Annotated in this window: 16 protein-coding genes and 1 pseudogene; 6 read left to right on the forward strand and 11 right to left on the reverse strand. The window is 57.5% G+C overall.

What is annotated here, in order from left to right:
- Positions 1 to 124 precede the first annotated feature (124 nt).
- The 4 genes and pseudogenes from KVQ82_RS26265 to KVQ82_RS26280 form a co-directional block, all read right to left on the reverse strand.
- Complete coding sequence (locus KVQ82_RS26265) at positions 125 to 2,950, reverse strand: DEAD/DEAH box helicase family protein (RefSeq protein ID WP_222016650.1); 2,826 nt, start codon at positions 2,948 to 2,950, stop codon at positions 125 to 127.
- 1 nt (position 2,951) lies between these two features.
- Positions 2,952 to 4,631: a site-specific DNA-methyltransferase gene (locus KVQ82_RS26270; protein WP_222016652.1), complete on the reverse strand. Its 1,680-nt coding sequence runs from the start codon at positions 4,629 to 4,631 to the stop codon at positions 2,952 to 2,954.
- Positions 4,631 to 7,666, reverse strand: coding sequence for a DEAD/DEAH box helicase (locus tag KVQ82_RS26275; RefSeq protein ID WP_260687801.1), 3,036 nt, complete (start codon positions 7,664 to 7,666; stop codon positions 4,631 to 4,633). Before KVQ82_RS26275 ends, KVQ82_RS26270 begins: the two co-directional genes overlap by 1 nt.
- A gap of 234 nt (positions 7,667 to 7,900) precedes the next feature.
- Positions 7,901 to 9,093: pseudogene (locus KVQ82_RS26280) on the reverse strand (IS3 family transposase).
- Positions 9,094 to 9,328: 235 nt separating this feature from the next.
- On the opposite strand from KVQ82_RS26280, the gene KVQ82_RS26285 reads away from it, so the two are divergent.
- Complete coding sequence (locus KVQ82_RS26285; protein ID WP_222016655.1) at positions 9,329 to 9,598, forward strand: hypothetical protein; 270 nt, start codon at positions 9,329 to 9,331, stop codon at positions 9,596 to 9,598.
- Between the two features lie 267 nt (positions 9,599 to 9,865).
- On the opposite strand, the gene KVQ82_RS26290 is transcribed toward KVQ82_RS26285, so the two are convergent.
- Positions 9,866 to 10,906, reverse strand: coding sequence for an EamA family transporter (locus KVQ82_RS26290; protein ID WP_313902813.1), 1,041 nt, complete (start codon positions 10,904 to 10,906; stop codon positions 9,866 to 9,868).
- 205 nt (positions 10,907 to 11,111) lie between these two features.
- On the opposite strand from KVQ82_RS26290, the gene KVQ82_RS26295 reads away from it, so the two are divergent.
- The 4 genes from KVQ82_RS26295 to KVQ82_RS26310 all read left to right on the forward strand — a co-directional run bounded on the left by KVQ82_RS26295 (position 11,112) and on the right by KVQ82_RS26310 (position 15,843).
- Positions 11,112 to 12,035 carry a PliI family lysozyme inhibitor of I-type lysozyme gene (locus tag KVQ82_RS26295; RefSeq protein WP_222016656.1) on the forward strand — a complete coding sequence of 308 codons (924 nt, stop codon included), beginning with the start codon at positions 11,112 to 11,114 and terminating at the stop codon, positions 12,033 to 12,035.
- Between the two features lie 84 nt (positions 12,036 to 12,119).
- Complete coding sequence (locus KVQ82_RS26300; protein ID WP_222016659.1) at positions 12,120 to 13,526, forward strand: DUF2252 domain-containing protein; 1,407 nt, start codon at positions 12,120 to 12,122, stop codon at positions 13,524 to 13,526.
- Positions 13,527 to 13,746: 220 nt separating this feature from the next.
- Entirely contained in the window at positions 13,747 to 14,334 is a 588-nt protein-coding gene (gene rimJ, locus KVQ82_RS26305) for a ribosomal protein S5-alanine N-acetyltransferase (RefSeq protein ID WP_041066708.1), read from the forward strand.
- 30 nt (positions 14,335 to 14,364) lie between these two features.
- On the forward strand, positions 14,365 to 15,843 hold the full coding sequence (locus KVQ82_RS26310; protein ID WP_260687802.1) for a glycosyltransferase family 39 protein: 1,479 nt from the start codon (positions 14,365 to 14,367) through the stop codon (positions 15,841 to 15,843).
- Between the two features lie 77 nt (positions 15,844 to 15,920).
- Here KVQ82_RS26310 and KVQ82_RS26315 read toward each other — a convergent pair whose 3' ends face one another.
- Positions 15,921 to 16,592, reverse strand: a complete 672-nt coding sequence (locus KVQ82_RS26315) for a histidine phosphatase family protein (protein ID WP_222016661.1) — start codon at positions 16,590 to 16,592, stop codon at positions 15,921 to 15,923.
- A gap of 255 nt (positions 16,593 to 16,847) precedes the next feature.
- Here KVQ82_RS26315 and KVQ82_RS26320 point away from each other — a divergent pair, with 255 nt between their 5' ends.
- Positions 16,848 to 18,767, forward strand: coding sequence for a methyl-accepting chemotaxis protein (locus KVQ82_RS26320; RefSeq protein ID WP_222016663.1), 1,920 nt, complete (start codon positions 16,848 to 16,850; stop codon positions 18,765 to 18,767).
- Between the two features lie 171 nt (positions 18,768 to 18,938).
- On the opposite strand, the gene KVQ82_RS26325 is transcribed toward KVQ82_RS26320, so the two are convergent.
- The 5 genes from KVQ82_RS26325 to KVQ82_RS26345 all read right to left on the reverse strand — a co-directional run bounded on the left by KVQ82_RS26325 (position 18,939) and on the right by KVQ82_RS26345 (position 25,974).
- Positions 18,939 to 19,151 (reverse strand): plasmid stabilization protein, encoded by a 213-nt coding sequence (locus tag KVQ82_RS26325; protein WP_041066888.1) that lies wholly within the window; start codon positions 19,149 to 19,151, stop codon positions 18,939 to 18,941.
- 211 nt (positions 19,152 to 19,362) lie between these two features.
- Complete coding sequence (locus KVQ82_RS26330; protein WP_108181619.1) at positions 19,363 to 20,736, reverse strand: DUF1329 domain-containing protein; 1,374 nt, start codon at positions 20,734 to 20,736, stop codon at positions 19,363 to 19,365.
- Between the two features lie 148 nt (positions 20,737 to 20,884).
- Entirely contained in the window at positions 20,885 to 22,843 is a 1,959-nt protein-coding gene (locus KVQ82_RS26335; protein WP_222016665.1) for a DUF1302 domain-containing protein, read from the reverse strand.
- Positions 22,844 to 22,886: 43 nt separating this feature from the next.
- Positions 22,887 to 24,176 (reverse strand): phospholipase, encoded by a 1,290-nt coding sequence (locus tag KVQ82_RS26340; RefSeq protein ID WP_222016667.1) that lies wholly within the window; start codon positions 24,174 to 24,176, stop codon positions 22,887 to 22,889.
- A 229-nt stretch (positions 24,177 to 24,405) separates the two neighbouring features.
- Positions 24,406 to 25,974, reverse strand: a complete 1,569-nt coding sequence (locus KVQ82_RS26345) for an FGGY-family carbohydrate kinase (RefSeq protein WP_222016669.1) — start codon at positions 25,972 to 25,974, stop codon at positions 24,406 to 24,408.
- Between the last annotated feature and the right edge of the window lie 16 nt (positions 25,975 to 25,990).

A 25,990-nucleotide genomic window follows, 5' to 3' on the forward strand; every position in this document is an offset into this window, starting at 1 on the left:
GCGCTTTTTCCTGGGACTGCTCGCCAGCAGTGCCACGGTGAACCGGATTCCTACTTTTCGGTAGGTGGGGATCAAAGGACACACAAAAAAGGGCAGCCGGAGCTACCCTTTTTCGTGGTCTGTCCTACGCCTGCAGAGCTAAACCCAGCTCGTTAGATAGCTCATAGCGGGTCAAAAGCTCAGTGTCTGCTTGGCGCGTGTATTTTGCGGCAAGACCTGCCAACGTAGAGTTTCCGACCACGTCCGTATGTGGCACTAATAAATAAGACCACGGCTTACCGCCAGTTTTCTTCGCATGGAACTCAGTGGCGATATGTGCCCAAAGCGCTGCGGTTTCTGCTTTGCGCAATACCACCGTATCGCTAATTTCATCCGCGCGCTTGGTCTCAATAATCAAAATGCGGTCTTGCATTTCAACCACAAAATCTGGCTGGTAAGGCAAGCCATCTGAGTCATAGAGTTTGAATTGATTGGGGCCGGGTTTCATCCACAGCTTAACGCCACTTTCTTTTTCTAAAATCTCGCTCAGTTTACGCTCGGTATCTGAATCAAATTTAGCCAATGGGTAGCAGGATTTACTGAAACCGCTAAAAATATAACGTTTGATTTCGTTCAGCTTTGGCGGTGCTTGGCGGAAGTCCAATGAATATTGGCTGCCCGCATTCTCAAAAGTTTGTGGACGCAAATCTTGGAAGGCCGCACTCACGGTAACGCGGTAATTGGTTTTCCCGCGCCACATATTTTTCTTCATGTCCGAAAAGATGGCATCGGCCATTTGCCGAGAGTGGCCTTGCAGCACACTACGCAACTCTTCAAGCTTATCGTATTTTCCTTGATAGTGAGCAACCACTTGGCCAGCCAGCTGGTAAAGCACCTCGGCGTGCGAGTCGTAATCAATTTCTGGGAAGTCCATGAGTTTGGCAACGATATAGTTTTCTAGGCACTCTTGCTGCTCATCATGGGCATCACCGCTAATGGACTGCGTTTTCTCTGTGCGTAAGACCTGAATTAATAACTCGTTCGAGAGCGGTTGATGGTTCCAGTGTTTAAGATCCAGCGCGAACGGTTTAAAACCAAAAGACACATTTTGGGTCGGTGTGATGGTCAATGCCGGAATGGCAATAATTCGCTCAACGAACTGACTGCAAATCGACTTCACGATTGCTTCAATTTTCAACGTTTCAACCGGGAATATCTCAGCTTGCGGTGTTTGCTCCGCTTGAATGGCCTGAACAATAGCGGCTTGCACTTCCGGCTTATTGATATCCGCAAGGCTTCCTACTTGTTTAGCAGTCTGCTGAACCACAATCTGAAGAGTCTTCTCGGCCACCTCCACTTCTTGCGCTGTTTGCAAAATATAAGGCGCCGGCATCTCTGCCACACCGACAGGGTTCGAGGATGTAGGAAATTGGTAGGCAGTGCTTTTTTCACTACCTGCTGCTTTCGGCAGCATGGATTGCACCAAGTGCTGCACCACATTTGGCGCAGTGACGACCTCAGGTTTCGTTGAGGTAACGTCACCGTTCTCACCAATAAACACTTGCTTGAGTTTCTTGGTAACACCGTTTTCCGTTTTAGCCAACTCAATCAGGTCATTGAATCGGTCGTGGGCAATCACGGTGAGCTGATCGACTTCAGCCACCCCCGTGCGTTTGCCATAAGGTAAGCGCAGACCACGCCCCAAGGTTTGCTCGGTCAGAATATCGGAAGCTGAGGCACGCAATGGAACAATGGTGAACAGGTTAGTAACGTCCCAGCCTTCTTTGAGTTTGTTAACGTGAATAACGATGTCGGTATCGCCGCTGTTTTCGATGTTCAGCAAGCGCTGCGCATTCTCGTCACTCTCTTCACCGGAAGTTTTTGAGTGGATTTCGATAACACGTCCTTTGTAACGACCACCGAAAAAACCGTCTGACTCCACAAACTGTCTTACCTCGGAGGCGTGCGTGGTGTCCTTGGTAACCACCAACATAAACGGTCGCACTATCGGCTTATCGTAATTTTTGGCGTAGGTTTCCAGCGCCACCTTGACATGCTCGTGGTAGTTAATTCCGTCCTCAAGCATGATGCGTTCCAGCGCATCGGCATCGACTGACTTTGGATTAAAGTTCGCCCGAGTACCAATGGCAGGTTCCTTCACATAACCGTCCTCCATCGCATCAGGCAGGTCGTAGCGGTAAACCACGTTCTTAAATGGCTGGGGCTTACTACCCGTAGTTTTCGGCGTCGCAGTCACCTCCAGGCCCATAATCGGCTGCAACTCGGCAATAGCTTTAAATCCAGCGCTACCGCGATAACGGTGCGCTTCATCCATGAGCAGTACCAAGTCCTCAAGCTCAGACAGATACGAGAAATAGCTCTCGCCAATGTACTCCTGCAGGCGCTTAATACGAGGAGCGGCCCCTCCTCGTACTTCAGAGTTGATCTTCGAAATGTTGAAGATATTGATGATCACACTTTCGCGACCGAATAGATCCGCGCCCCGTACGCCACGGCCTTCTTCATAGTTTTCCGCGTTAACAATCAAAGGCGGATTATGAGCAAAAGCCTCAATCCCCTTGAACACATACTTAGGGCTGCGCGGATCAAAATCGAACAGCAACTTCTCATAAATCGTCAAGTTCGGTGCCAGAATAAAAAAATTCCGGCTCTTGCCTATCATGTGCAAATAGCTGATGAAAGCGCCCATTAAGCGGGTCTTGCCGACCCCGGTGGCCACGGAGAAACAAACCGACGGGAAGTCACGTTCAAAATCTGTAAAGTCCGCATCAGTAACCTCACCGAATACCTGACGCACCTGCTCCCGAGCAGCCTCGACATCAGTGCCCTTTTTCGGGTCAATAAGCCCTACAATGGTGTCGAGGCGCCGAAGAGCCTCAGCCTGAGGCTTGCGTAACGAGAGGCGCTGACTAATTTGGGCAACTACACGATCCTTGTTTAGTTCAGTCATCTCAATTTCCCTCAGAGCCATCGAATAGGCTGGTCTGCGCTAACGATGCTTTAATTTTTCTTGATTTGTTCAGCTTGGAGTCCGCTTCTTCGGGCTCTTCGTCTTGCAGAGGCAAGGCTGCGATTTTTAAGGAGTAATCGTCTCTACCCCACTCGCAACGATCCAATACCACACGGGGGATTTTCTTGATGGTTAGGTTCGTTAAGTTATCGCCAGCGGCCTCATAGGCCATACTGCAAACCAGCAGGCTGCGCTCTTCCCCTACCTCATCAGACAGGACCTTGAGTTGGTCAAAGGTCAAACTGTTAGTCGTGACATAGATAAACGCATTTTCTGTGGCCTTGCCGTGCATCCAGTAGTGTTCGGCGGAAGGTGCGTAGGTGTAATTAAAATGCTTGCAGATGGCCTCGGCCAGCATCTCCGGTTGGTAATCTTTATTGATGACCAAATTGCCCCATTTGTCTTTTTGCAACAGCGAAGGTGCGAGTTTGAAGAAACGGTAGCCGCCCCCACCCTGCCAATTCGCAGACTCAGTTACACCGCCTTTATCAGAGCCGTCGATGACCTTTTGCATACGCGGCACAATATGAGTTTTGGCGTGCTCGCCCAGTTCGACCATAATCCAGCGGCGCCCCATTTTGTGGGCTACTGCACCGGTTGTGCCTGAACCTGCGAAGGAGTCGAGGACTAGGTCGCCGGGGTTTGTAGCGATGTGAATGATGCGCTGCAAAAGCCGCTCCGGCTTTGGCGTCGAAAACGCATCGGCGATTCCAAACAAGCCCTGGCTTTCGCGCTTTGCCTCGTCAGTGTGACCTGATTCCTCATGCGGCCACCAAGTCCACGGAACAATGCCTTCGATGTCGGCAAGATACTGCTTTCTTGAGGGCACCGCGTTTCCGTCCTTGCCAAAGTATATAAGTCCAGTTTCCAGCAACTCTTGATACTTTGGCTCAATAACTTTCCAGCATGATCCGGCAGGAGGAAAATGTTCCTTCCCGTTTGGTGCCGTAATTTTATACATTTGGTTGGGACGGAACCCCTGTGCAGCCAAGGATACCCCACGCCAAGCGCCTTTGGGATCGTTGTTCGGGTTTCTGTAAACTTTCAGTTGTTTTTCTTCCAAGGGAAGCTTATTTAGAGACGCCCTAATGTTTGAGGCGTTCTTCGCGTATATAAGAATGTGGTCGTGCGCGGCACCAAACACTACTCGATTTTCGCGGGAATATCGTTTCTGCCAAACCGTGTTTGCAATGAAATTAGACCTACCAAATACTTCATCGCACAAAACTCTCAAGTAATGGGCCTCATTGTCATCCACAGTGATCCAGATTGAGCCGTTTTCTGCGAGAATATTTCTTAATATCTCCAACCTGTCCCGCATCATACTAAGCCAAAGTGAATGCTCAACACCATCGTCATAATGCTCAAACGCCGATCCAGTGTTATACGGCGGATCGATAAAGATACACTTCACCTTGCCACGCACATTGGGATCAGTTTCCAACGCTTTTAGCGCGAGCAAATTGTCCCCATGGATAAGCATATTGTCGAATTGATCACCCTCACGCCGTGCTTCTGCGTGATGGGAAAACTCGGGTTCTTCAATCAGAATGCGCGGTTCGAGGCGCGGACGCTCGTCTTTGCCAATCCAGGTCAGTTCAAGTTTTGTTTTACCGGCCATTAGATCAGGCTCCATCGAATCGTAAACAGGTGATCCACCTGTGGCGTTAAGTTAAGTTGTTCGGCAATGACATCTAACATGGCTTCGCGCTCACTATCGATCTCACGCAGGCGGGTATAGAGCTGATGTTGTAGCTCATCTACTTGGCGCTTTAGGGCTTTTGCTTCGTGCTGTAGCTCAAGCTTGGCGGCCAGATTAGTCGTCGCACGCGCCAATTTGTTCTTTTCATTGGCCTGCTTGGTCAGCTCTTTTATTTGCTGGTCGTAGGCCACACGGGCGTCATTACGCCACGCATCCAGGCGATCTTCTTCTTCGTTGAGGAATTCACCCAAACGCTCTTGCGCATGCCCGACTAGGACCGTTTGCCGCGCCTCAGTAACGCTCGTCAATTCTTCCTCGGGCGCCTGCCCCACTGGTGCGCCAAGCTCTCGGGCAGGAATGTGCAGCAAGCGTTCGGCGGTACTCGGGTCAAGCATGCTGCCGTCATTGGTGAAGGCTGCGCAGATCAGCTCATCCCAAGTGCGAGCGGGGGTTTGTAGCGTTAGGCGTGAGAGTCGCAACCAGCCGGATTGCCCGCGCAAGCTGGCCACATCCGCTAGATTGCCAGCATAGGCGTTGTAGTCAAACGCGAGTGACGCCATGGGAGTTGATCGCGCTTTAGCCTGCGCCACTAGCTTGTCTGCCAGGCCTCCATCGCCCAAGCGGAAAAAGCGCCAGCCGTTATCCTCTGCCTCAGGCCACTCGGTAGACCAGGTGTTGCCTTGATAATCAAAGCGTTCGGCATGGTCTGGATGGAAACGGGCCTCGGGCAGTTCAGCGCGGGCAAGGGTCAGCAGCGCCCTACGAAAGTCGCCGAGAGCGGCATGCACACCCTCTTTACGGCTCATCAACCGCTCAATCACCTTTTCGTCCATCTCAGCCAAAATTTGGTTGCGTGCAGCCTGTTTGGCTGCATCAATCTCGACACTGAACTCTTCCTGCAGCTTATCGAAGGCCTCATTGATTTCGTCGTTCGAACGGCACGTCTGGACGATCTCCAGAATACGCCGTTCGATATCCACGCCAGACTCAATAGCACCTAATACTTCATCAGATGAGCCAAATACGCCCTCGAAGAGCTTGAACTTCTGCTCTAAGAGCTGGTGAATACGTTCCTCAGCCTGGTTCTTGCGATTGAGGAAGTTGATCACAGTAACGTCGATCTTTTGCCCATAGCGGTGGCAACGGCCAATGCGCTGCTCAACCCGCTGGGGGTTCCAGGGCAAGTCATAGTTGATTAGCAGCGAGCAGAACTGCAGGTTGATACCCTCGGCACCGGACTCCGTGGAAATGAGGATGGAGCGGTCATGTTTGAAAGCATCGACAATAGCTGCTTTCATATCGGCAGATTTAGAGCCGGAGACGACCTCAGTGCCTTTATTTTTGGCAAGCCAGGCTTTGTAGAGGGCTGTGCTGTCTTTATCGGTGTTTGAGCCGTTGAGTACTACGGTTTGACCAGCAAAGCCGTTTTGTTCCAGCAGATCACGCAAGTAGGCTTGGGTGCGCACGGACTCGGTAAACACCACGGCCTTGTGCTGACCGCCTTTGACTTCCTTAATCTCAGCCATAACGATTGGCAAGCACTCCAAGAGCGCTCGCCCTTTGGCGTTGTCGTTAATTGAGGTAGCGATATCCCGGTAGTGCGTCAGCTCGGCGATCTCGGCCTGAAGTTTTTTCGGGTCTATCTCATCAAGATCATCATCCGAATGGTCTTCGACAGCATCCGCTTCGGTTGCGGCGATAGAACCAGCATCACGCCAATCCTCAGCGTCCTCAGCAAAGCCATCGAGATCATCTAGGGTGTCGTCATCAACCACTAGCTTGGCTTGCAGGCGGTTGACCATCTTGTCCAAGGTTTTGGCAATGGCAAATGAGGATGAACCTAGGATCTTGCGCAGGGACAAGGTCACCAGGTGACGGCCATTTCTACCTAGAGCAAGGGTGTCTGGGTTTTGCAGGTACGCCGACACTGACTCGTACAGATCCAGCTCAAGCTTGCTGGGGGTAAAGTCAAAGGTTTTCGGCAAGCGGTTGGTGTAGTTGATCAGTCCAGCCTTTTGGACCTGACGGCGCAAGGTGCGCTTGCAGATGGGCTCCAAACGATTCTGTAGCAAGGTCATAGCGGCAAGATTGCCCTTGCCACCGAACTCGGCCTTAAAGGCCTGCTCCGAACCAAAGTAAGCCTCATCAATGATCGTAACGAGGCCATAGAGCTCCATCAGGTTGTTCTGCAACGGCGTTGCCGTCAGCAAAAGCTTCTGACAACCCTGTAAGGCATCGCGCAGGACCGCTGCTCGGGAATTGTTAGCAGCCTTAAAGACGTTACGCAGCTTGTGCGCCTCATCAAACACGACTAGATCCCAAGCAACCTTTTGCAGCTGATGGGCGATACGAGCGGCATATTCGTAAGAGACGATGATGATGCCTTCCTTACGCCCAATGGGATTGGGTTGCCCGCTGGCCGACAAGTCTTTAAGGCGCTTGGCATCAAGAATGACCGAGGGCAATGAGAACTTTTCACGGAGCTCCGTTGCCCATTGCTTGCGAAGAGAGGCCGGCACAACCAACAGAAGGTTTCGGCGCTGCTCCCACCAACGCTGGCTGAGCACTAACGCCGCCTCGATGGTTTTGCCAAGCCCTACCTCATCTGCCAGTAGCACGCCTTTGGATAAGGGCGAACGCAAGGCAAACATAGCCGCATCGACCTGGTGCGGGTTCAAATCCACACGCGCCGATGACAAGGACTGGGTCAAAGACTCGTCGGCACCGATACCTTCGCGAGTCAAGAAGTGGGCGAAATACTTCGCCTGGTACGGGCTGTAAATCATCTGAGAAAAAATCCTTATTGAGGTCTGCCAGCGATAGCAAATCGTGTTCGTCAAGCCTATCGTCTTAGTGATACGTGCAACTGCTCGCAATTTGAGCACTTCAGTACGAAATGCTGACAGGTTACTCAATTGGATGCCGTGGGCCAGAGGCGGGAATTGCAGTGCCACAGCGAACCACCAATGGACCGTCGCAGCCTACTTTTACAACACCTGCCACCCTATCTACCGAGGGAAAATGGGTAAAGGCGTATCCTGCGTTTTGCGCGTAGCGTCAGGCAGTTAGTGGGGATCCACTGGCCAGAAACGAGTATTCTGCCAACGTAGCCACAGCCCAACTGCTCAGACTTAGTACGTATACCAGAATGATAACACCCAGCCTAAGACGAGCGACGCCCCCTGGCGCTACCCCCTGCTAGCGCAAAAGCCTCGATGACGCTCGCCATAAGACTGTAGCGGTCTACAAATCCCGGACACGACGTTAAGTTTTTCTTCGGCCCGAACTGGCGCCAGTACGTGAATTGATGGGGTCGAATCCAGTTGTACCGATGCATCAAGAAATGGCTGATATCGTGCAGGGCTTCTTGAGCAGTTCGGTAACCCACGGTCGGTGTCCATTCAGTTTTCAAGCTGCGGAACACGCCGTTCCATCGGCACGTTGTCCCAGCAACTTCCTCGACGACTCATGCTCTGACGCATGCGATAACGCCAGAGCCGCTGGCGAAACAGGCGGCTCACATATTGCGACCCTTGATCCGAGTTGAGCATCAGTCCTTGAGGTCTTCCACGCTGTTCGTAAGCCATGTACTGCGACTTGATCACCAACTCAGCATTTGGTTTTTCCGGCAATGCCCAGCCCACTATCCGGCGCGCAAAAAGATCCAGCACGACCGCCAGATGGTGCCCATTACCCTGGGCCCTAATGTAGGTGATGTCGCCGCACCACACCAGGTTGGGTGCTGTGACATCGAACGCCCGATTCAAGATGTTCGGGATATCCAACCGTTCAACCGTCGCTCGTTTATAGGCACGAAAGCCAGGTTGTTTACTGACGAGATCAAGCTCGCGCATCAAGCTGCGCACTTTGAACCGACCGACTTGCTCACTATCGTCACACATCAACGAGAGAATGCTACAACTGCCGGCAGCACTGCGACTTAGTGTAAACAACTCGCTCACGCGGCTGCGCAACCGAAGCCGCTCGACATCGAGCGTTAGGCGTTTGAGGTAGTGGGCGTAGTAACTGGAGCGGCTCACATCAGACACTTTGCACAACCAATCAATCGGCTCATGGACGCTCAGCTGATTAATCAGCGCGTACGCTCGTGATCTTCCGACATCAAGAGCGCGGTAGTCTTTTTTAATATCGATTTTTCCAGCTCAAGGCGGGCGATCCGGGCTTCCAGCTCATGGATTTTCTGCTGTTGTGGGGTCAGCGCCTTGCTCTGCGGAGTGGCGCCTTGCACGCTCTTCCTGAACTTGGTCAACCCAGTGCGCTGACTCACCATGCCGAGTGAACGGCTGGCTTCGATGTAGCAGTAGTTTTGCTTGAGCACGAGGTCAGCAGCCTCGCGTTTGAAGTCAGCAGAAAGGAACAGCGTTGTTTGGTCATATGACACCTCGATCTGGCGAGCATTCTCGCCTAAATGGGTGTCCGGTTTCATTAGACCACTACAGACCTGCTCCTTCACGCTACCGCTCGAAACCAAGGTCACACTGAAGCGCCTCGCTAAAAGCAGCAAAACTACTGAGACGGTGCTCATCCAGCTCTTGATCGAAGATGCAGCTCAACTGGCCAAAACATAAAAAGAGACGAAGCACCAGGAAAATTTGATGGCGAAGGTCACACGTAACGCGAGCAAGCTTGCACGCGAATTAAACCAGATACGGATTGCGGAGAACCAAAAACACCTGCTTCATTGCCTGAAGTGGCTGGCGCTTTGGGAGACATCGATGGGAGATGAGTTGCCTGTGCTAAACCCTGACGAGGAAGCTGCAGCAAACGCACTCGCAGGAAAGCGGATGCGCGAGACCCAAGAAGCAATCGGTGCGTCCGTGGCGAAGCATGAGATGATGAGCCCAAGATCTATGGTCAATGTCTAGCAAGTGGTAGATAAGTGATATGGCAATAGCGCTCCATCAACTCGCTCGACGGTACGAAGCAAACTCTGTTGGCATTCCAAACGGCATTCCAAAAGAAAAACAAAACCGATAAATTCATTTAAAATCAATAATTTATATGACCCATTCAGATTACCCCGGCCCACCAACTCTCAACGACAAAGCCCGCCCAGTGCGGGCTTTGTCGCATCTAACGCTTCACTCCTGCCTCACCGCCAAACATCGCCCCCCCCCAGCACCCCTACCAACTCAATGCCCATGCCGATGATGCACATCCGGAAAATGCGCATGACTATGCCGCATCGGCGTATGCACATGCGGATGGCTATGCGGCTCCACCCCATCCCACTCAAACCCATGCGTATGTTGATGATGCTCATCGTGTGTATGCCGATGATCATGCTCAAGCCGTTCGTGCTGATGTTCATGAACATGGTTTTCCATCAGATGAATCCATACGCCCACGGCCATTAACGCCGCGGCGAGCAGGAACATCAGCGATATCGATTCGCCCAGCAGCAGAATCGAGATGCCTGCGCCGAGAAACGGTGCGGTGGAAAAGTAGGCGCCGGTGCGTGCGCTGCCGAGGCCGCGCAGGGCGAGGACGAACATTACCAGGCTGACGCCGTAGCCGAGAAAGCCGACCAGCATGATCGGCACCAGCGAGGTGGCGGCGGGCAGTTGGCTGCCGATGAACAGAGCCAGTGTGCAGTTGACCAGACCGGCCACGAGGCCTTTGCTGCCGGCGATGAACAGTGCGTCCGAGGCCGAGACTTTACGGGTCAGGTTGTTGTCGATGGCCCAGCAAAAGCAAGCGAAAGCCACAGCCAGCGGTCCGGTCCAGTCTTGCGCCGAGACGGCCTCTTGTGGCCAGGACAGCACGATGCCACCGGCGACGATGGCGAGCATGCCGATCACGATTCGGCGGTCGGCATTTTCCTTGAACACCACCCACGCCAGCAGCGCCGTGAGCACGGATTCGAGGTTGAGCATCAGTGAAGCGCTCGCGCCGGACGTTCGGGTCAGACCGAACATCAGCGCCACTGGCGCCAGCACGCCGCCGAAGCCGATGGCGCCGAGCAGCCATGGCCATTCACCGGTGCCGAGACCTGAAGGTTTCCAGCCACGATCGCGGGCAAAACGCAGGACGGTCAAGCCCAGACCACTGCCGAGATAGAGCAACCCGGCGAGCAGAATCGGCGACATCTGTACCCCCAACAGTTTGGCGAGGGGCGTACTGGCGCCAAACAGCGCTGCCGCAATCAATGCGTAGAGAACGCTCATATTCATGCCGGAATCACTCGCTGGGGCCGATGGAATACCAGCCAGCATCATGGCAAAACTCAGGTGAGAATTATGTGAACAACTGATTCGTGTCAGGGAACACGGCCTCTGGCACGTGCTCAAATCCAGCAACATTTAATCCGCGCAATCTCTGGGCGATCGCTCGATGCAGCTTCTATGCTGCGAACATCGAGATGCAATGGAGTTGAAGATGAAGACTTGGATCGCCGCCGCGCTGACAGCGCTGATTTGCCTGTCCGTCCATGCGGCTGAGGCCCCCACTGTGCGCGTCGAACCGATAGCGTTCACAACCAGTGCCGACAGCGTCCAGCGCAAACAGTCGATCACGGGTGACCAGACGGCGGAGTACCGGTTCAACGCCAAGGCCGGCCAGATGCTGACCGTCGACTTCAAGCCCTCCAACACCTCCGCTTACTTCAACATCGCTGCCAAGGGGGCCGATTACGCGCTGTTCAACGGCTCGATCATGGGCAATCACTTCCTCGGCACATTGCCCAGCGATGGCGAGTACACGATTCAGGTCTACCTCATGCGCAACGCCGCACGACGTAATGAAGTGGCCAACTACGAGCTGGCGCTGAGGCTGGTCAATGGCGATGCCATCAGCCGTCAGCCACCATTCGATCAGACGCTGGAATTGCAGGGCATTGCCTTTCACGTCAGCACTGAACAGGTCGATGGCAAACCCACTTTGCACATCGCTCCCAAGGGACTGGAGATCGACAATACGGTCATCATTCAGGCCCTCAGCGGTGAGGTGGTACGCGCCGAAGTCGCCGATCTCAATAACGACGGCTCCCCTGAACTCTATGTGTTCACCCGCTCGCCCGGACGCGGCATGCCGGGCGAACTGATCGCCTATTCGGCCAACAACAAGAAATCCCTGAGCGAAATCTACTTGCCTCCGGTCAGTGACAACCCGAAAACCGCCGAGGGTTATCAGGGCGAGGACTCGTTTGCCGTGGTGGAAAACAGGCTGGTGCAACGCTTCCCGGTGTATGACAGCGCCGACGCGGGTGCGGGGCGTACGGGGAAGATGCGTCAGGTTCAGTACACGTTGGTGGCGGGTGAAGCCGGGTGGATTTTACGCGAGGACAAGGTCACGGAATTCTGAAATGACCGGGTTCGTTACGGCCGGCGGATAAACCCCTGAACCACTTCTACACTCACACCGCCCCCACTGCCACGACGAGCCCCCATGACCACCCTCCAAGACCGCATGAAGCAAGGCAAGGACGCCCGCAAAAAATGCTCGCGCAGCGCCCACGCCACCACCGGAAAAATGAGCCGCGATCCGATTCCGCTGATCAAAGCGTCGAGTCAAGGCCGCGTCGCTTCGCTGGTGGAGTTGCGTTACGGACGAATGCTGGTGTCGCCCTTCACATTCTTCCGTGGCAACGCGCTGCTGCAGGCGCATGATCTGTCGAGCACCCAGAACATGGGGCTGGTCGGGCCGATCTGCGGGGATGCGCATTTGATGAACTTCGGCGGGTTCGCCACGCCGGAGCGCAATCTGTTGTTTAGCGTCAATGATTTTGACGAGGCGCATCCCGGTCCCTGGGAATGGGACGTAAAGCGGCTGGCGGCGAGTTTTGTGGTGGCGGCGCGGGATTTGCGCCATGGCGAGTCGGTTGAGGAAGAGGTCTGTCGGCAGATGGTCGGCTCCTATCAGGCAACGATGCTGGAGTGCGCCGAACAGAGTGCGCTGGAAACCTGGTACGAATCGATCAAGTACGAAGACTTGCTCGATCAGGCACGCAAGAGTGCGCTGGAGCATGTGCAGCGTGCCGTCGATAAAGCCGAACGGCGCACCCACGCCGAGTTGCTGCCGAAAATCAGCGAGCGCGACGCCAACGGGCGACTGGTCATTCGTGACGATTTGCCGGAAATTTTCCACCTGCACAAGAACACCACGCTGCTCGACGCCGACGATGATTGGTTGCGGCTGGCAGACTGGCGGCCGTTGTTCGATACGTTCATGCGTGACTATCGCACCACGCTGCAGGCTGACCGGCGGGAATTGCTCTCGCGGTTTCACGTACAGGATCTGGCGTTCAAAGTGGTGGGTGTCGGCAGTGTGGGCACCCGATGTCTGGTGGCGCTGCTGACCGACGATCAGGAATTTCCGTTGTTTCTGCAGTTCAAGGAGGCGCGGCGCTCGGTGCTCGCCGACTATGTGAAGGTCAAGTCCCGCACGCGTCATGAAGGCCAACGGGTGGTCGAAGGGCAGCGCTTGATGCAGTCGGCGAGCGATCTGTTTCTCGGCTGGACCACCGGCCCTAACGGTCGGCATTTTTATGTGCGGCAATTACGCGACATGAAGATCTCCGCTGAGCTGGAAAACTTCGACGCCGAAACCTTCGCCGCCTATGCCCGGGTCTGCGGTCGCGCACTGGCCCGCGCCCACGCCAAGGCCTCGGGCAATGCGGCGGTCATCAGCGGCTATATCGGCAAGGGCGATGCCTTGGCCGACGCCCTGTTCAAATACGCCCGCAGTTACACCGCGCAGAACGAACGCGACTTCGAACGCTTTCAGCAGGCTTGCCGCAAGGGCCGGCTGCGGGCACGTTCGGAAGCGGATTTTGCAGCGGATCACTTGCCTTGATGCGTTACAGAGCGGTCGCTGCCGAGATGAATTTTTCTTCACTGCCCCCGTTCGATCAACACGGTACAGTCCGCTCGCTCATTCAAGAAACTACGGTTCGCCCGCGCTCTCCCGCGGGCTTTTTTTTGTCTGGCGTTTGCTGCGGAAACGATCCGCGCGGTTTGTTTTTTTCCATCTCCTAGGCAATCCTGTCCCTCGACCCTGCCCACCGGAGCGCACGATGCCGCTGCTGACCTTGCCCTGCCAACGCCTGACGCTCGCCATCCTCGCCCCGGAACAGGCCGAACTGGAAAGTGACTTCTACGCACGCAACCAGCGCCACCTTGCCCCTTGGTCGCCCATCCGCACCACCGAATACTTCTCCAGCGAACAGATTCGCCGACGCCTTGAAGTTCAGGCCAGTGCCTACGAGGCCGGGCTGGCGATGCATTTCGCCCTGCTGACGCCGGACGGCCAGCAAATGATCGGCGCATGCAACTTCAGCGGGATCATTCGCGGTGCGTTTCAGGCCTGTTATCTGGGTTATCACATTGACCACGCGCATCAGGGTCAGGGCCTGATGCAGGAAGGCCTGGAGGCCGGCATCGGCTACATGTTCGACACGCAGAACCTGCACCGGATCATGGCCAACTACATACCCGGCAACGAGCGCAGTGCGCGGTTGCTGGAGCGTCTGGGTTTTGAACGCGAGGGCTACGCCAAGGCCTACCTGAACATCGCCGGGCGTTGGCAGGACCATGTGCTGACGGCGCTGGTCAATCCGGTGTTCGAGGCGCCGGAAAAGCGTTGGTCACGACAACTGGCGTGAGTTTCACAATTTGTTAAGCATTGGCGAAGTATGCTCAAGGCTCCTGCCCTTTCCGGTTGCCTGAAATCCATGCCGCGTGCCGCCACTTCGCTGTTTCTACTCACCGCCCTGCTGTTTTTTTTCGCTTTGGGTAACCACCAGCTGCAAGGCTCCACCGAGGCTCGGGTCGCCGGGATCGCCATGGAGATGCACCTGGACGATGACTGGGTGACGCCGCGCCTGTTCGGCGAACCGTTTCTGGAAAAACCACCGCTGAGCCTGTGGCTGGACGCCGGCGCCATGCGCGTGTTCGGCGTTTCGCCGTGGGCGGTGCGGCTGGCGTCGGCGGTGGCCGGGTTGCTCAGTGTGATGGTGCTGTACGGCATGTTGCGCCGCTTCGGTCGGCCGAAAGCGCTGGCCTGGACGGCGGGGATTCTGCTGGCGACCATGGCCAGCTACTGGAGCAACGTGCGTGGGGTCGGCGAGGATGCGCTGCTGGCGCTCGGCGTGACCACCGCGTTGCTGGCGTTCTTTCAGGCGCAACGCGCACCGAACGCGGCTAACTCGCTACTGTTTATCGTCGGGATCGCTATCGCGACGTTGAGCAAGGGCGTACTTGGACTGGCGATGCCCGGCGTGGTGATTTTCGCCTACCTGCTGGCCGACAACCTGATCGACAGGCGCTTGAAGATCGGCGCCTGGCTGCGTCCCGGCCTGCTCACGGCAGTCGGTCTGATTCCATTGCTGATCTGGCTCGCCATGCTCTATCAGCGCGGTGGTTCGCACGCTGTCGCTGAAGTGCTGCTGACCAACAGCGTCGGCCGCTTCAGCGGCTCGTTCGTCGAGGCCGGGCATTACGAGCCGTTCTATTACTATCTGGCCAAACTGCCGGAAGCGTTCCTGCCGTGGAACATTCTGGTGTATCTGGGCCTGTGGCATTTCCGCAAGGAGCTGAAGGCCAACCGTTACCTGTTGTTTTTCAGCCTGTGGATCGTGGCGCAGTTCATCATGCTGACCCTCGCTTCCAGCAAGCGCACGGTGTACCTGATGTCGATGACCCCGGCTGCGGCGGTGATCGCTGCCGAGTATGCGCGCATGCTCTTCGAGCGCTTGCAGGCCCGCGAAACCGCCGACCGCTTTATCGGAAAAGTCGCCCGTCATCGTCAGGCAATTGCTGCCGGTTTGCTCACGGTGGTGATCGCCAGCTACCTCGGCGCGGCCCAGTGGGCCTTGCCCAACGCTGATAAAGAACTGTCGTTCCTGCCGCTGACTGACCATATTCAGAGCCTGCAAGCCAACGGTCAGCAGGTCGCGCTGTTCCAGGCCAACGAGCGGGTCGGCGGCGCCAGCGTGTTCTACACCCAACGTGTGCTCAAGGGACTGGACACCGACGCGCAACTGCATGACTTCCTCAGTGCCTCGCCCTCGAACGTCGCGGTGATCTCGGCGGACAGCGAACCCGTCGCACCACTCAAAGTGCTGAAGACCATGATGGTCGGGCGCCAGGCGTACTACTTCGTCGGCTACTGACGCCCTTCGCGCCAGCCAATAAAAAACCCGCCGTCACTGGCGGGTTTTGTTTGGGCCGACGCTTTGCCCTCCTCAGTTCATCGAGTGCTCACTGACTGCCAGTCGGAGGCTTCGATGAAGCCAAGCACGCGCGGGGCCGCTTTGTTCGCAGCGGAAACAAACAGCGAGGAGCCATAACCCGGGTCCGAAATCGGCGAATTCAGATCCTTTTCCAGCTCCGCCATGCATTCGCTGTGGGTCACCAGAATCAGATTGCGCCCCGCAAGCTTGTGCGCCAGCGCTTCCTGCAGGATGTGGCCCTTGCAGCTGATCAGCCAGTCTTCGCCGGTGGCCGCGCGATTGAACATGTAACCGGCGGTCTGCACAGTGCGCAGCATCGGGCTGTTATAGATATCGGCATTATTCAGGCCCAAATGCTCGAACTGTGCGCCGACACCGACCGCAACACTGCGCGAGCGGTCGGTGATGCCGTCGTCACCACTCAGGCACGGCGCCGGCGAGTGATCGCAGCGCTCGACGTGACGCACCAGCACAATCATCTCGCCCTTGGCCCACCCGGCCTCCAGCGCGCGTGCACCGGACACATTGCCGTGGGCCAGGTCAGGCACCGCCGCCGGGGCGAGCAGCCACAGGGTCAGCGGGATCACCAGCAGCGACGCACCGAGCACCACCCACGTGTTGCGATAGCGGGCCAGCTTACTCAGGGAAATCGAGCGTTTGACGCCGAACAGACTCAGTCTCAATTCCACATCGGGCCGCCTCGTCGGCATCCATCACAGTCAATACGATGCGGCGAGGGTAGAGAAGCGGGCGTAAGTGGCGAGTGAAACGCATGTGAAAAAAGTCTTGAAACGCCCTTGTTACAAATTCCGTCGGACAAAATCCTTTCAGCTCTCGTGTTTGCGGCCGATACAGACCTGCTAACCCCCTTGCTGGCTCAAAAAAACAACAATCTTCCAGCCTGACCGACGATCAAGTAGCTCAACGTTCCTGGAGGAATTGTGATGAATAGCTGGTTCGGCAACATCAGCGTGAACATGAAATTGGGTCTGGGCTTCGGCCTGGTCCTGGCCCTGACCTGCGTCCTCGCCCTGACTGGCTGGACCAGCCTCGGCGGCCTGATTGACCGCAGCAACTGGATGAGCGACATCACCCAGCTTAATGCCGGCCTGACCAAGCTGCGCGTGGTGCGCCTGCAATACATGCTGACCAACGGCGACGAAACCGCCGCGCAGAATGTGCAAACCACCCTCGAAAGCTTTGCCGCGCAACAACAAGCGCTGATCAACAAGTTCAAGAGCCCGGAAAACGTCAAGCTGCTGAAAGAGCAGGCCGCGACCATCGCCGAATACCAGACTTCGCTGAACAAGATGCGCAACGCCTACCGCACCGGCAACAACGCCCGCGACGTGATGGGCAGCAACGCCGACACCGCTTACAACCTGATCGAAGCGATCAGCAAGCGCGTGCAGCAAATGGACATGAGCGAGCAGCGCTTCGAGCAGTTCCAGGCCATCACCCAGGCCAAGGAGGCGTTCATCCTCGCGCGCTATGAAGTGCGCGGCTACACCGCCACCACCAACGCCGAAACCGAGCAGAAAGCCGTCGGTCAACTGGACGCGGCGATTGCCAGCCTCCAGCAACTGAACGTGCATTTCGCCGCGACCCAGCAAGACGCTCTGCGTCAGCTGGAAACCGCCCTGACCAATTACCGCAGCGCGTTGCAGGCCTACAAGAACGCCAACAGCGAAGCGGTGCAGGCGCGTAAGGAGATGACCGATCAAGGTGCGGCCATCGTCACCACCAGCGAGCAGCTGTACCAGATCCAGCTCGACCGTCGCGACATCGAAAGCGCCCAGGCCCGTACGCTCCAGCTGATCAGCACCCTGCTGGCACTGCTGGTCGGTGTGATTGCTGCGGTGATCATCACCCGTCAGATCACCCGTCCGCTGCAAGAAACCCTGGCCGTGGTCGAGCGCATTGCCAGCGGCGACCTGACCCAGAACGTCACGGTCACCCGTCGCGATGAACTCGGCGTGCTGCAACAAGGCATCGCCCGCATGGGCGTGACCCTGCGCGACCTGATCAGCGGCATCCGCGACGGCGTCACCCAGATCGCCAGCGCCGCCGAAGAACTCTCGGCCGTGACCGAGCAGACCAGCGCCGGGGTGAACAGCCAGAAGGTCGAGACCGACCAGGTGGCCACCGCCATGCACGAGATGACCGCCACCGTGCAGGAAGTCGCGCGCAACGCCGAAGAAGCCTCGCAAGCCGCTGCCGCTGCTGATGGCGAAGCCCGTGAAGGCGACAAGGTTGTAAACGAAGCCATCGCCCAGATCGAACGTCTGGCCAGCGAAGTGGTGCGTTCCACTGAAGCCATGAGCGTGCTGCAACAGGAAAGCGACAAGATCGGCAGCGTCATGGACGTGATCAAGGCCGTGGCCGAACAGACCAACCTGCTGGCACTCAACGCAGCGATTGAAGCGGCGCGCGCCGGTGAGGCCGGTCGAGGGTTTGCCGTGGTTGCCGACGAAGTCCGTGGCCTGGCCCAGCGCACGCAGAAGTCCACCGAGGAAATCGAAGGTCTGGTCGCCGGTCTGCAGAACGGCACCCAGCAAGTGGCGGCGGTGATGAACAACAGCCGCGCCTTGACCGACAGCAGCGTGGCCCTGACCCGCAAGGCTGGCGACTCCCTGGAAAACATCACCCGCACGGTGTCGAACATCCAGTCGATGAACCAGCAGATCGCCGCCGCGGCCGAGCAGCAAAGCGCCGTGGCCGAAGAAATCAGCCGCAGCATCATCAACGTGCGCGACGTGTCGGAACAGACCGCCGCGGCCAGCGATGAAACCGCAGCGTCGAGCGTTGAACTGGCGCGCCTGGGCGGTCAGTTGCAGCAGATGGTCAGCCACTTCCGCGTCTGATCTTCAGTCAGCGCCAAAGCGTAAATCCAATCGCGGGCAAGCCCGCTCCCACAGGAAACGAGTCGAACACGGAATATGTGAACGACCGAAAAACCTGTGGGAGCGGGCTTGCCCGCGATTGCGTCAGATTTACTGCCACTGAAAATTGGCGATGCCGAGAAAATACTGGCTTCAGCGTGACGGCACATCCAATTCAACGTCACCGACATTATTAAATCGTCTATGAATTCGAGTCCCCAAGCCAGCGGCAGATTGATTCTGCTCGAGCGCTTTCTGCAACATCACACGCGCGTGCTCTTCAATCGAACGATTATTAATATCTGCCGCTAACTGCAGTTCTTCATAGAGCTGAAGGTCAAGATTGCTGATAGTCAAACTCGCCACAATGTACTCCAGCGATACAGCCATCGAAGCAGCGAGACTACCACTCGGTTTACGAATCTTCGTTTTCAGGTTGTAACGCCATTTGATCGAGCCTTTGTAGGAGCTGCCGCAGGCTGCGATCTTTTGATCTTGTTTTTAAAATCAAAGTCAAAAGATCGCAGCCTGCGGCAGCTCCTACAGGGATTGCGTTCGATCAGCAGTCCGGTGCCCCTTAGCGAGTCCCGCGCTGGCGCAACGCCGATGGCATGAAATACGCGTCTTCCGGCACCGGTTGCGAGAAGTCGACGGTGGAGGCTTCTTCGTTGTCGAGGTTCTGCACGTAGTAACGGCGCGCCTGCAGGTCGTGAAACACGTCCAGTGCGCTCCAGGTGGTTGGCAGGTCGTAGAAGTTTTTCAGGTAGGCCATCGACACCCGCCACAATTCCCCGCGCCCATCGTATTGATCGACCAGCGCCGCGCCCCAGCTGTCCTCGTCGAGGAACAGCACGCGTTTGGAATAGACATGTCGCGCGCCCGGCTTGAGGTTGCCTTCGACCACCCACACACGGTGCAGCTCATAGCGGGTGAATTGCGGGTTGAGGTGGCCCGGGGTCAGCAGTTGGGCGTACTTCACGTCGGGGCTGCCGACCTTGTAGTTGTTGTAGGGGATGTAGACCTCCTGCTTGCCCTTGAGCTTCCAGTCGTAGCGGTCCGGCGCGCCGTTGAACAGGTCAGTGTCGTCGGCGGTGCGCAGGCCATCGGACGAGGCGATCGGCGTGTCATACGCCAGGTTCGGCGCGCGGCGCACCCGGCGTTGCCCGGCGTCGTAGACCCAGGCCTGGCGCGGGTCCTTGAGTTGATCGAGCATCTCGTGGACCAACGCCGCGCCACCGGCCAGCCGCGCCGGGCTTTTCACAAAAGCGAGGTAGTAGAACAGGATGTTTTTCAGGTCGGCGTACTGCCCGCCCGGACGATAAAAATTGAACAGCGCTTCTTGCTGTGAGGTGACCAAGGCAAAGCTGCCGTTGCGCTGCACCGGGGCTTCGGACGCACGACGCACCACGTAGATCCCGCGATAACGGGTGATGTGGTTCCACAGCACTTCGATGCCGTCCTTGGGCACCGGGAACGGTACGCCGCCGTAGGCATCGGCGAATCCGCTGCCGCCCTCGAGCAGCTTGGCTGAGGTCGCATTCTTCAACGTGTTGTCATACAGCCACTGCGGCGCCGAACCGGAACGGCGCGATGGATAGACCGGCATCTGGAACGTGTCGGGGTAGCTATTGAACAACGCAATCTGACCGGGGCTGAGGTGGGCCTTGTACTGCTCCAGATTGGCCTTGGTGATGGTGAACAGCGGCTTGTCCGCCGCATACGGATCCGGATGATGTTGGCCCGGTTTATAGCCGGCTGGCGCCTGGGTGATGCCGCCGGTCCAGGCTGGAATGGTGCCGGCAGCGTTGCCGGCACGCTCGGCGCCCATGGGCGTGAGGGTGGTTTTCAGTTGTTCGGCTTGTTGTGGGGTGATGGCAGCCAATGTGCTGCTCGCGGCGAGACCCAGCACGAGCGCCAGCGTTGTCTTAGTCAATCTTGAAATATGAAACATGTTCCTCTCCAGAATGCGTACCCTGTGGGAGCTGGCTTGCCAGCGATAGCGGTGGGTCAGCCACCATTGATGTCGAATGTGCTGCCGTCTTCGCGGGCAAGCCCGCTCCCACAGGGGGATGAGTTGTCCCGGGATCTGCGTCTGAAACTCACAAGAAGTACTTGAGGTTGAACCCGACGTTGTCGCGGTCGCGAATGCCGTTGTTCTGCCCGCCGCCCCAGAAGTTGGTGTATTGCACCTCGGCTTCGAGCTTGTTCTGGTAGTTGGCCTTGATCCCCAATGTGTAAGCCTTGCGCCCGTCGATGGTGTTGCCGGCTTGATAGCTGTTACCCTTGAAGTCGTCCTTGTAGACGACGTAAGGCGAGACGTTGACCCCGGCGTACACGTCGTTCCAGGTGCCGTTGAACATCACCGTGTAGCTGTAGGAATTGCGGTTGACCTGATCGTCACGATCACCGCCGGACACATAAGAGGTGTTGCCGGTACCGGCGTAATAACGCGTACTGCCGTCGTAGGCGGTGTATTGCAGGCTGCTGCCGCGCAGGTGTTCGGAGGCCAGTTCGAAGATGCCGAACATCGAGTCGAACGACAGCGTCGGGCCAAAGTTGTAGATGCTGCCCAGCGAGGTGTTGAACGCTTCCACGCGCTCGGCGTTGTTGATCTCGCTGTCGAGGGTGACCATCTGCCCGCCGACGTTGACGGGCTTACCGGTCACCGCCACGGCGGCACCGTTGGCCAGGTCGCCGATCAAGTCGTTAGTCGCGGCAATCCCGATCGGCAGGTTCGGTCGATAGGCGATCTCGCCGAACACCGAAGCCTGGCCCAACGTGGTGTTGAAGCTGAAACCGTACATGCGGATGTCTTCGGCATAACGCCGATGCGCCTGAATGTTGCCCATCACATCGGCCGTCGCCAGACCGTTGGCCAGCGCCCCGGCCTGACTGCCGGCGACGGTGGAGAGCATGTTGGTCAGGGCATTCATGTCGATGCCCTTGTAGCCACCGAGGTCAGCGGCGATGGTCGGTTCCTTGGCGTGGTAGTTGACCAGGTACAGGCCGAACTCGGTGCTGTTGAGCGCCTCGGCGATATAGCGGAACGCGAAGCCGAACTGGCCGTCGTTGCGTGCGTTGTAGTCCTTGCCGATCGACGCCACTTTCAGCGTATTGCCGTAGGCCGGTGTCACGCCGTTGGCGTACAGGCCGGTGCTTTTCAGCGCCGGGCCGAGCAATGGGTTGTTGCCCAGTGCGCTGTACAGCCCGATGACGTTGCCGAACCCCGGCACCGGGGTATCGAGCGCGGTGCCGCTGAAGTTGTTGTAACCGGTGTTGCCGCCATCGGCGAACAGGTCGGTCTGCGAATAGAAAGTGCCCACCGGGTCGATGCGGGTTTCCTTCCAGTTGGTCTGGTAGAAGCTCTCCATGGTCAACGAATCGGTCAGGCCGATGTTGAAGCTCACGGCCTCCACCGGCATCAGCACCTCCTTGACCTCGGCGCCCGGCAAGCGGTACTTGGCGGCGTCCACCGGGTTGGTGGTGTTGACGCCGCCGCGATAGAAAATCCCCTCGCCCCAGTTGAACACCTGACGCCCGACCCGCGCAGTCACCGGCATCTGCGCCACGTCCCAGTTACCGTAGACATAGGCGTCGAGCATCTCGATCCGGCTGCCGGCGATGTCACGGGTCTGACTGGTGAAACGGTCGTCCTGCGGGTAGCTCTGACTCGGCTGCGCCGGGTTGTTGTTGCGGTAGTAATCGTTGCGTTTGTCCATCAACTGGGTGTCGTAGAACGCCGTGCCGCGCAGGAACATCCCGTAGTTCTGGTAGTTGGCCTCCAGTTCCGAAGTGATCTTGTACACCTCGGAAACCAGCCCGGTATCGAAGTTGCGATTGCCGTCGTTGGTGTTGACGTCGTCGTTGTTCTTGTCGCGGCCCTGCACCCGCCACAAACGGCCATAGGACAGGGTCGTGTCGATCGATCCGGTGACTTGATTGTCCAGCACGCTGAACTCGGCAGCCTGCACCGCATCCACCGCACAGAGTTGCAGCAGCCCCGCCAGGCCGACACCGGGCAGTGCCACGCCGCTGAGGCGCAATCGAGTGTTGATCATGGGTTCCTCCTTGTTCTTATTGTTTTTTGTGTGGCCGCGATGGCTACGGTGCCAGTCCCGCACGGACATAAATCCGGCTGTGCGCGCCGAAATGGCCGAGCAGTTTGAACAGCTGCTGATTGAGTGCCGGATGCTCGAAGGTCTCGCGCTGCACCTGATTGCCGCTGCTGAAATCACTGGTCACCGGGGCCGTCTCCAGCCACTGGCCGATGGTTTCATCGAACGCCGCCGAGTCCTCGACCGACTCGACGCTGACCACGTCGCGCAAGTAGTCCACCGAGTACGGCGGATAGTGTTGGTCTTGAGCGACATCGGCGTAGGCCGCGAGCATCGGATGCGCCTGACCGGCACGTAGCACGCGGCGCAACCAGGTCGATTGATACTTCTCGATTTCCATATGGCGGGTGGCGACCCGTTCGATGGAGGCTTTTTTATCGTCGGCAAAACCGGCCAGCGCCTTGCCTTCCAGCAACAACAGACTCGGCAGTTCGACCCCGGGCAACGGCTTGGCGTGATACGGCTGGGTCAGGTCCTGCACGTGGTGCACGCCCCAACCCAAGAACCGATAGCCCCAGTACGGATGGCCAGTGGCGAACGCCAGACGCGCCAGGCCCAGGTACTGATAGGCGCGCCAGTCCGGCCAACTGCGCTGAAGAAATCCGGCTGCGGCATACACCACCGCGCTTTCATGGAAGAAGCCCATGTGGAACGGCGCCTGCGAGCTATACTGGAAACGATCATCGCCAAACGGCTGCGGGCCGAAGCCGTACCGCGCGCCGACTTCGCCGGGGTTGTCGCTGAACAGGTTGATGTCGTGACCGTAATCCGGCTCGTCGGCGGCGCTTGCCAGCACGGCCAGCGGCGCGACGTTCTCGCCATCCGCCACGCGAATGAAGCGCTGACGATTCCACGGTGACAGCGTTTGCTCGACCATCACCTGATCGGCCGACAAGTGTTCACGCTCGGGCAGGTCTTGACCCGGCAGCGGCTGAATGACCATCGCCAGGTGAATGCGCGGATTGAGCCGCAACGCGGTGAGAAAATCGTGGCGCAGATTGTCACCCGGTACGGCGGGCAGCTTCAGGTTGTCGGGGCGCGGCGGGTACTGGGTGAAGTGTTCACGGGCGAAGCTTTCCTGTTGCTCCAGCAGCGCGACCACGGCCGGATATTGCTCGGCGAGAAAACGCTCCAGCGGCTCGACCTCGACCGGCGGCGCATCGCGCAGCGTCGGCAGTGCCTGCAATGCCAGATAGCTGCCGACCGTGTGGTTCGACCAGCCCCACGCCGTCGGGGCCGTGGCACAAAGCAGCAACAGGAGAAAGGTCAGCTTCATTGCTTTTAATTCTTATTGGAGGTGCTGTGGGGGTTGAGCCTAACAACCGACCCAGGCGCTGACACTGTCCGATCTCACCAGAAAAGTTCTCCGATAGCGCCATATGAAGCTCACCGCTCACCTGTGTAGGAGCTGCCGAAGGCTGCGATCTTTTGATCTTGTTTTTAAAAAATCAAAGTCAAAAGATCGCAGCCTTCGGCAGCTCCTACAGGGGATTGGTGGTGTTTTTTCAGGCGGGGTAACCGGTGATTTTGCGGATGCTCTGATAGAGCGGTTTGAGCTGGCGATACATGCGCAGGTACACCTCGTTGTACAAACGCTCATAGACCTGCTGCGCCTCGGGCTGCGGCGTGAACACCGTGCCCACTCGCGTCATCGCAGCGATCGCCGTGGGGAAATCCGCATACAAGCCCAACCCCACCGCACAACAGATCGCCGCGCCCAGCCCCGACGCTTCATACACATGCGGGCGCTCCGCCGGCAGACCAAAAATATTCGCCGTCAGCTGCATCGCCGCATCACTCTGCGAACCGCCACCGGCCACCCGCAGACGCTTGACTGACACCTTCGAGCGCTTCTCGATGTTCTCCAGGCCCTGGCGCAACGCATACGCCAGCCCTTCCAGAATCGCCCGGTAAATGTGCGCGCGGGTGTGCACGTCGCCGAAGCCGATCATCGCGCCCTTGGCCTCGACGCCCGGCTCACGAATCCCCGGCGACCAGTACGGTTGCAGCATCAGCCCCATTGAGCCCGGCGGCACCGCGTTGACCAGCGCATCAAACAGTTGCTCGGGTTCAATGCCCTGCTCTTGCGCCTGCTGCATTTCGCGCAGACCGAACTCGTTCTTGAACCAACTGACCATCCAGTAACCGCGATAAATCATCACCTCGCAGTTGTACTGATCGGGCACCGCCGAGGGGTACGGCGGAATCAGCGGGACGATTTCCAGATAGCGCGAGCGGGTGCTGGTGATGGTCGCGGTGGTGCCGTAGGACAGGCACACCGTGCTCGCATCGACCACGCCGGCACCGACCACTTCGCAGGCCTTGTCAGCGCCGGCAGCAATCAGCGGCAAACCTTCGGGAATGCCGGTATGGCGAGCGGCTTCGGCGGTGATATAGCCGAGGGTTTCGCCAGGTTTGTGCAAGGTCGGCAATTGCTCCGGGCGCACCGCCAGCGCCTGCCATTTCCAGTCGCTGGGCGCAGCCCATTTCAGACGTTTGAAGTCGAACGGCAGATAGCCGACGCAGCAACCCACCGAGTCGACAAAGCGCCCACACAGGCGATGGGTGAGAAAGCCCGAGAGCAGCAAAAACTTGTCGGTCGCCGCCCAGACTTCAGGCTGGCGTCTGGCGATCCAGTTGGCCTCGGCCTGCGCGCGAAAGTAATCCACGGTGGCCTGTGCGCCGACCAGTTTGAACAGCCAGCCCCACGGTCCCTTGATACCGCCCTCGACGTCGCTCTGGCGCTGATCGAGCCACAGAATCGCCGGACGCAGCGGCTTGCCCTCGGCATCGACATTGATCACTGTGCCGCGCTGAGTGGTCAGCGACACCCCGGCAATCTGCGAGCGATCAATCCCGGTTTGCGCCCACAGTTGCTGGCAAGCCTCGCCGAGTTTCGCCCAGTAATACTGCGGGTCCTGCTCGGCCCAGCCCGGTTGCGTCGAGTAGTACGCCTGCAACTCGACCTTGCCTTTACCGAGCAGATTGCCCTGCAAATCGAAGAGCAATGCGCGCACGCTCTGGGTGCCGTTGTCGATCGCCAGCAGGTAGCGCTTGTTCGAGTGGTTATGCATGGCGCTCTCTTCAAGG

The sequence above is a fragment of the Pseudomonas sp. AO-1 genome (genome assembly GCF_019775695.1).
Taxonomy (GTDB): domain Bacteria; phylum Pseudomonadota; class Gammaproteobacteria; order Pseudomonadales; family Pseudomonadaceae; genus Aquipseudomonas; species Aquipseudomonas parakoreensis.

What these genes read in the sequence shown, in the direction of transcription:
- rimJ (WP_041066708.1), top strand. Translation starts at nt 13,747, where the DNA reads ATGCCGCTGCTGACCTTGCCCTGCCAACGCCTGACGCTCGCCATCCTC.
- KVQ82_RS26310 (WP_260687802.1), top strand. Translation starts at nt 14,365, where the DNA reads ATGCTCAAGGCTCCTGCCCTTTCCGGTTGCCTGAAATCCATGCCGCGT.
- KVQ82_RS26330 (WP_108181619.1), bottom strand. Translation starts at nt 20,736, where the DNA reads ATGTTTCATATTTCAAGATTGACTAAGACAACGCTGGCGCTCGTGCTG.
- KVQ82_RS26295 (WP_222016656.1), top strand. Translation starts at nt 11,112, where the DNA reads ATGAAGACTTGGATCGCCGCCGCGCTGACAGCGCTGATTTGCCTGTCC.
- KVQ82_RS26345 (WP_222016669.1), bottom strand. Translation starts at nt 25,974, where the DNA reads ATGCATAACCACTCGAACAAGCGCTACCTGCTGGCGATCGACAACGGC.
- KVQ82_RS26340 (WP_222016667.1), bottom strand. Translation starts at nt 24,176, where the DNA reads ATGAAGCTGACCTTTCTCCTGTTGCTGCTTTGTGCCACGGCCCCGACG.
- KVQ82_RS26265 (WP_222016650.1), bottom strand. Translation starts at nt 2,950, where the DNA reads ATGACTGAACTAAACAAGGATCGTGTAGTTGCCCAAATTAGTCAGCGC.
- KVQ82_RS26300 (WP_222016659.1), top strand. Translation starts at nt 12,120, where the DNA reads ATGACCACCCTCCAAGACCGCATGAAGCAAGGCAAGGACGCCCGCAAA.
- KVQ82_RS26320 (WP_222016663.1), top strand. Translation starts at nt 16,848, where the DNA reads ATGAATAGCTGGTTCGGCAACATCAGCGTGAACATGAAATTGGGTCTG.
- KVQ82_RS26270 (WP_222016652.1), bottom strand. Translation starts at nt 4,631, where the DNA reads ATGGCCGGTAAAACAAAACTTGAACTGACCTGGATTGGCAAAGACGAG.
- KVQ82_RS26285 (WP_222016655.1), top strand. Translation starts at nt 9,329, where the DNA reads ATGGCGAAGGTCACACGTAACGCGAGCAAGCTTGCACGCGAATTAAAC.
- KVQ82_RS26335 (WP_222016665.1), bottom strand. Translation starts at nt 22,843, where the DNA reads ATGATCAACACTCGATTGCGCCTCAGCGGCGTGGCACTGCCCGGTGTC.
- KVQ82_RS26290 (WP_313902813.1), bottom strand. Translation starts at nt 10,906, where the DNA reads ATGAATATGAGCGTTCTCTACGCATTGATTGCGGCAGCGCTGTTTGGC.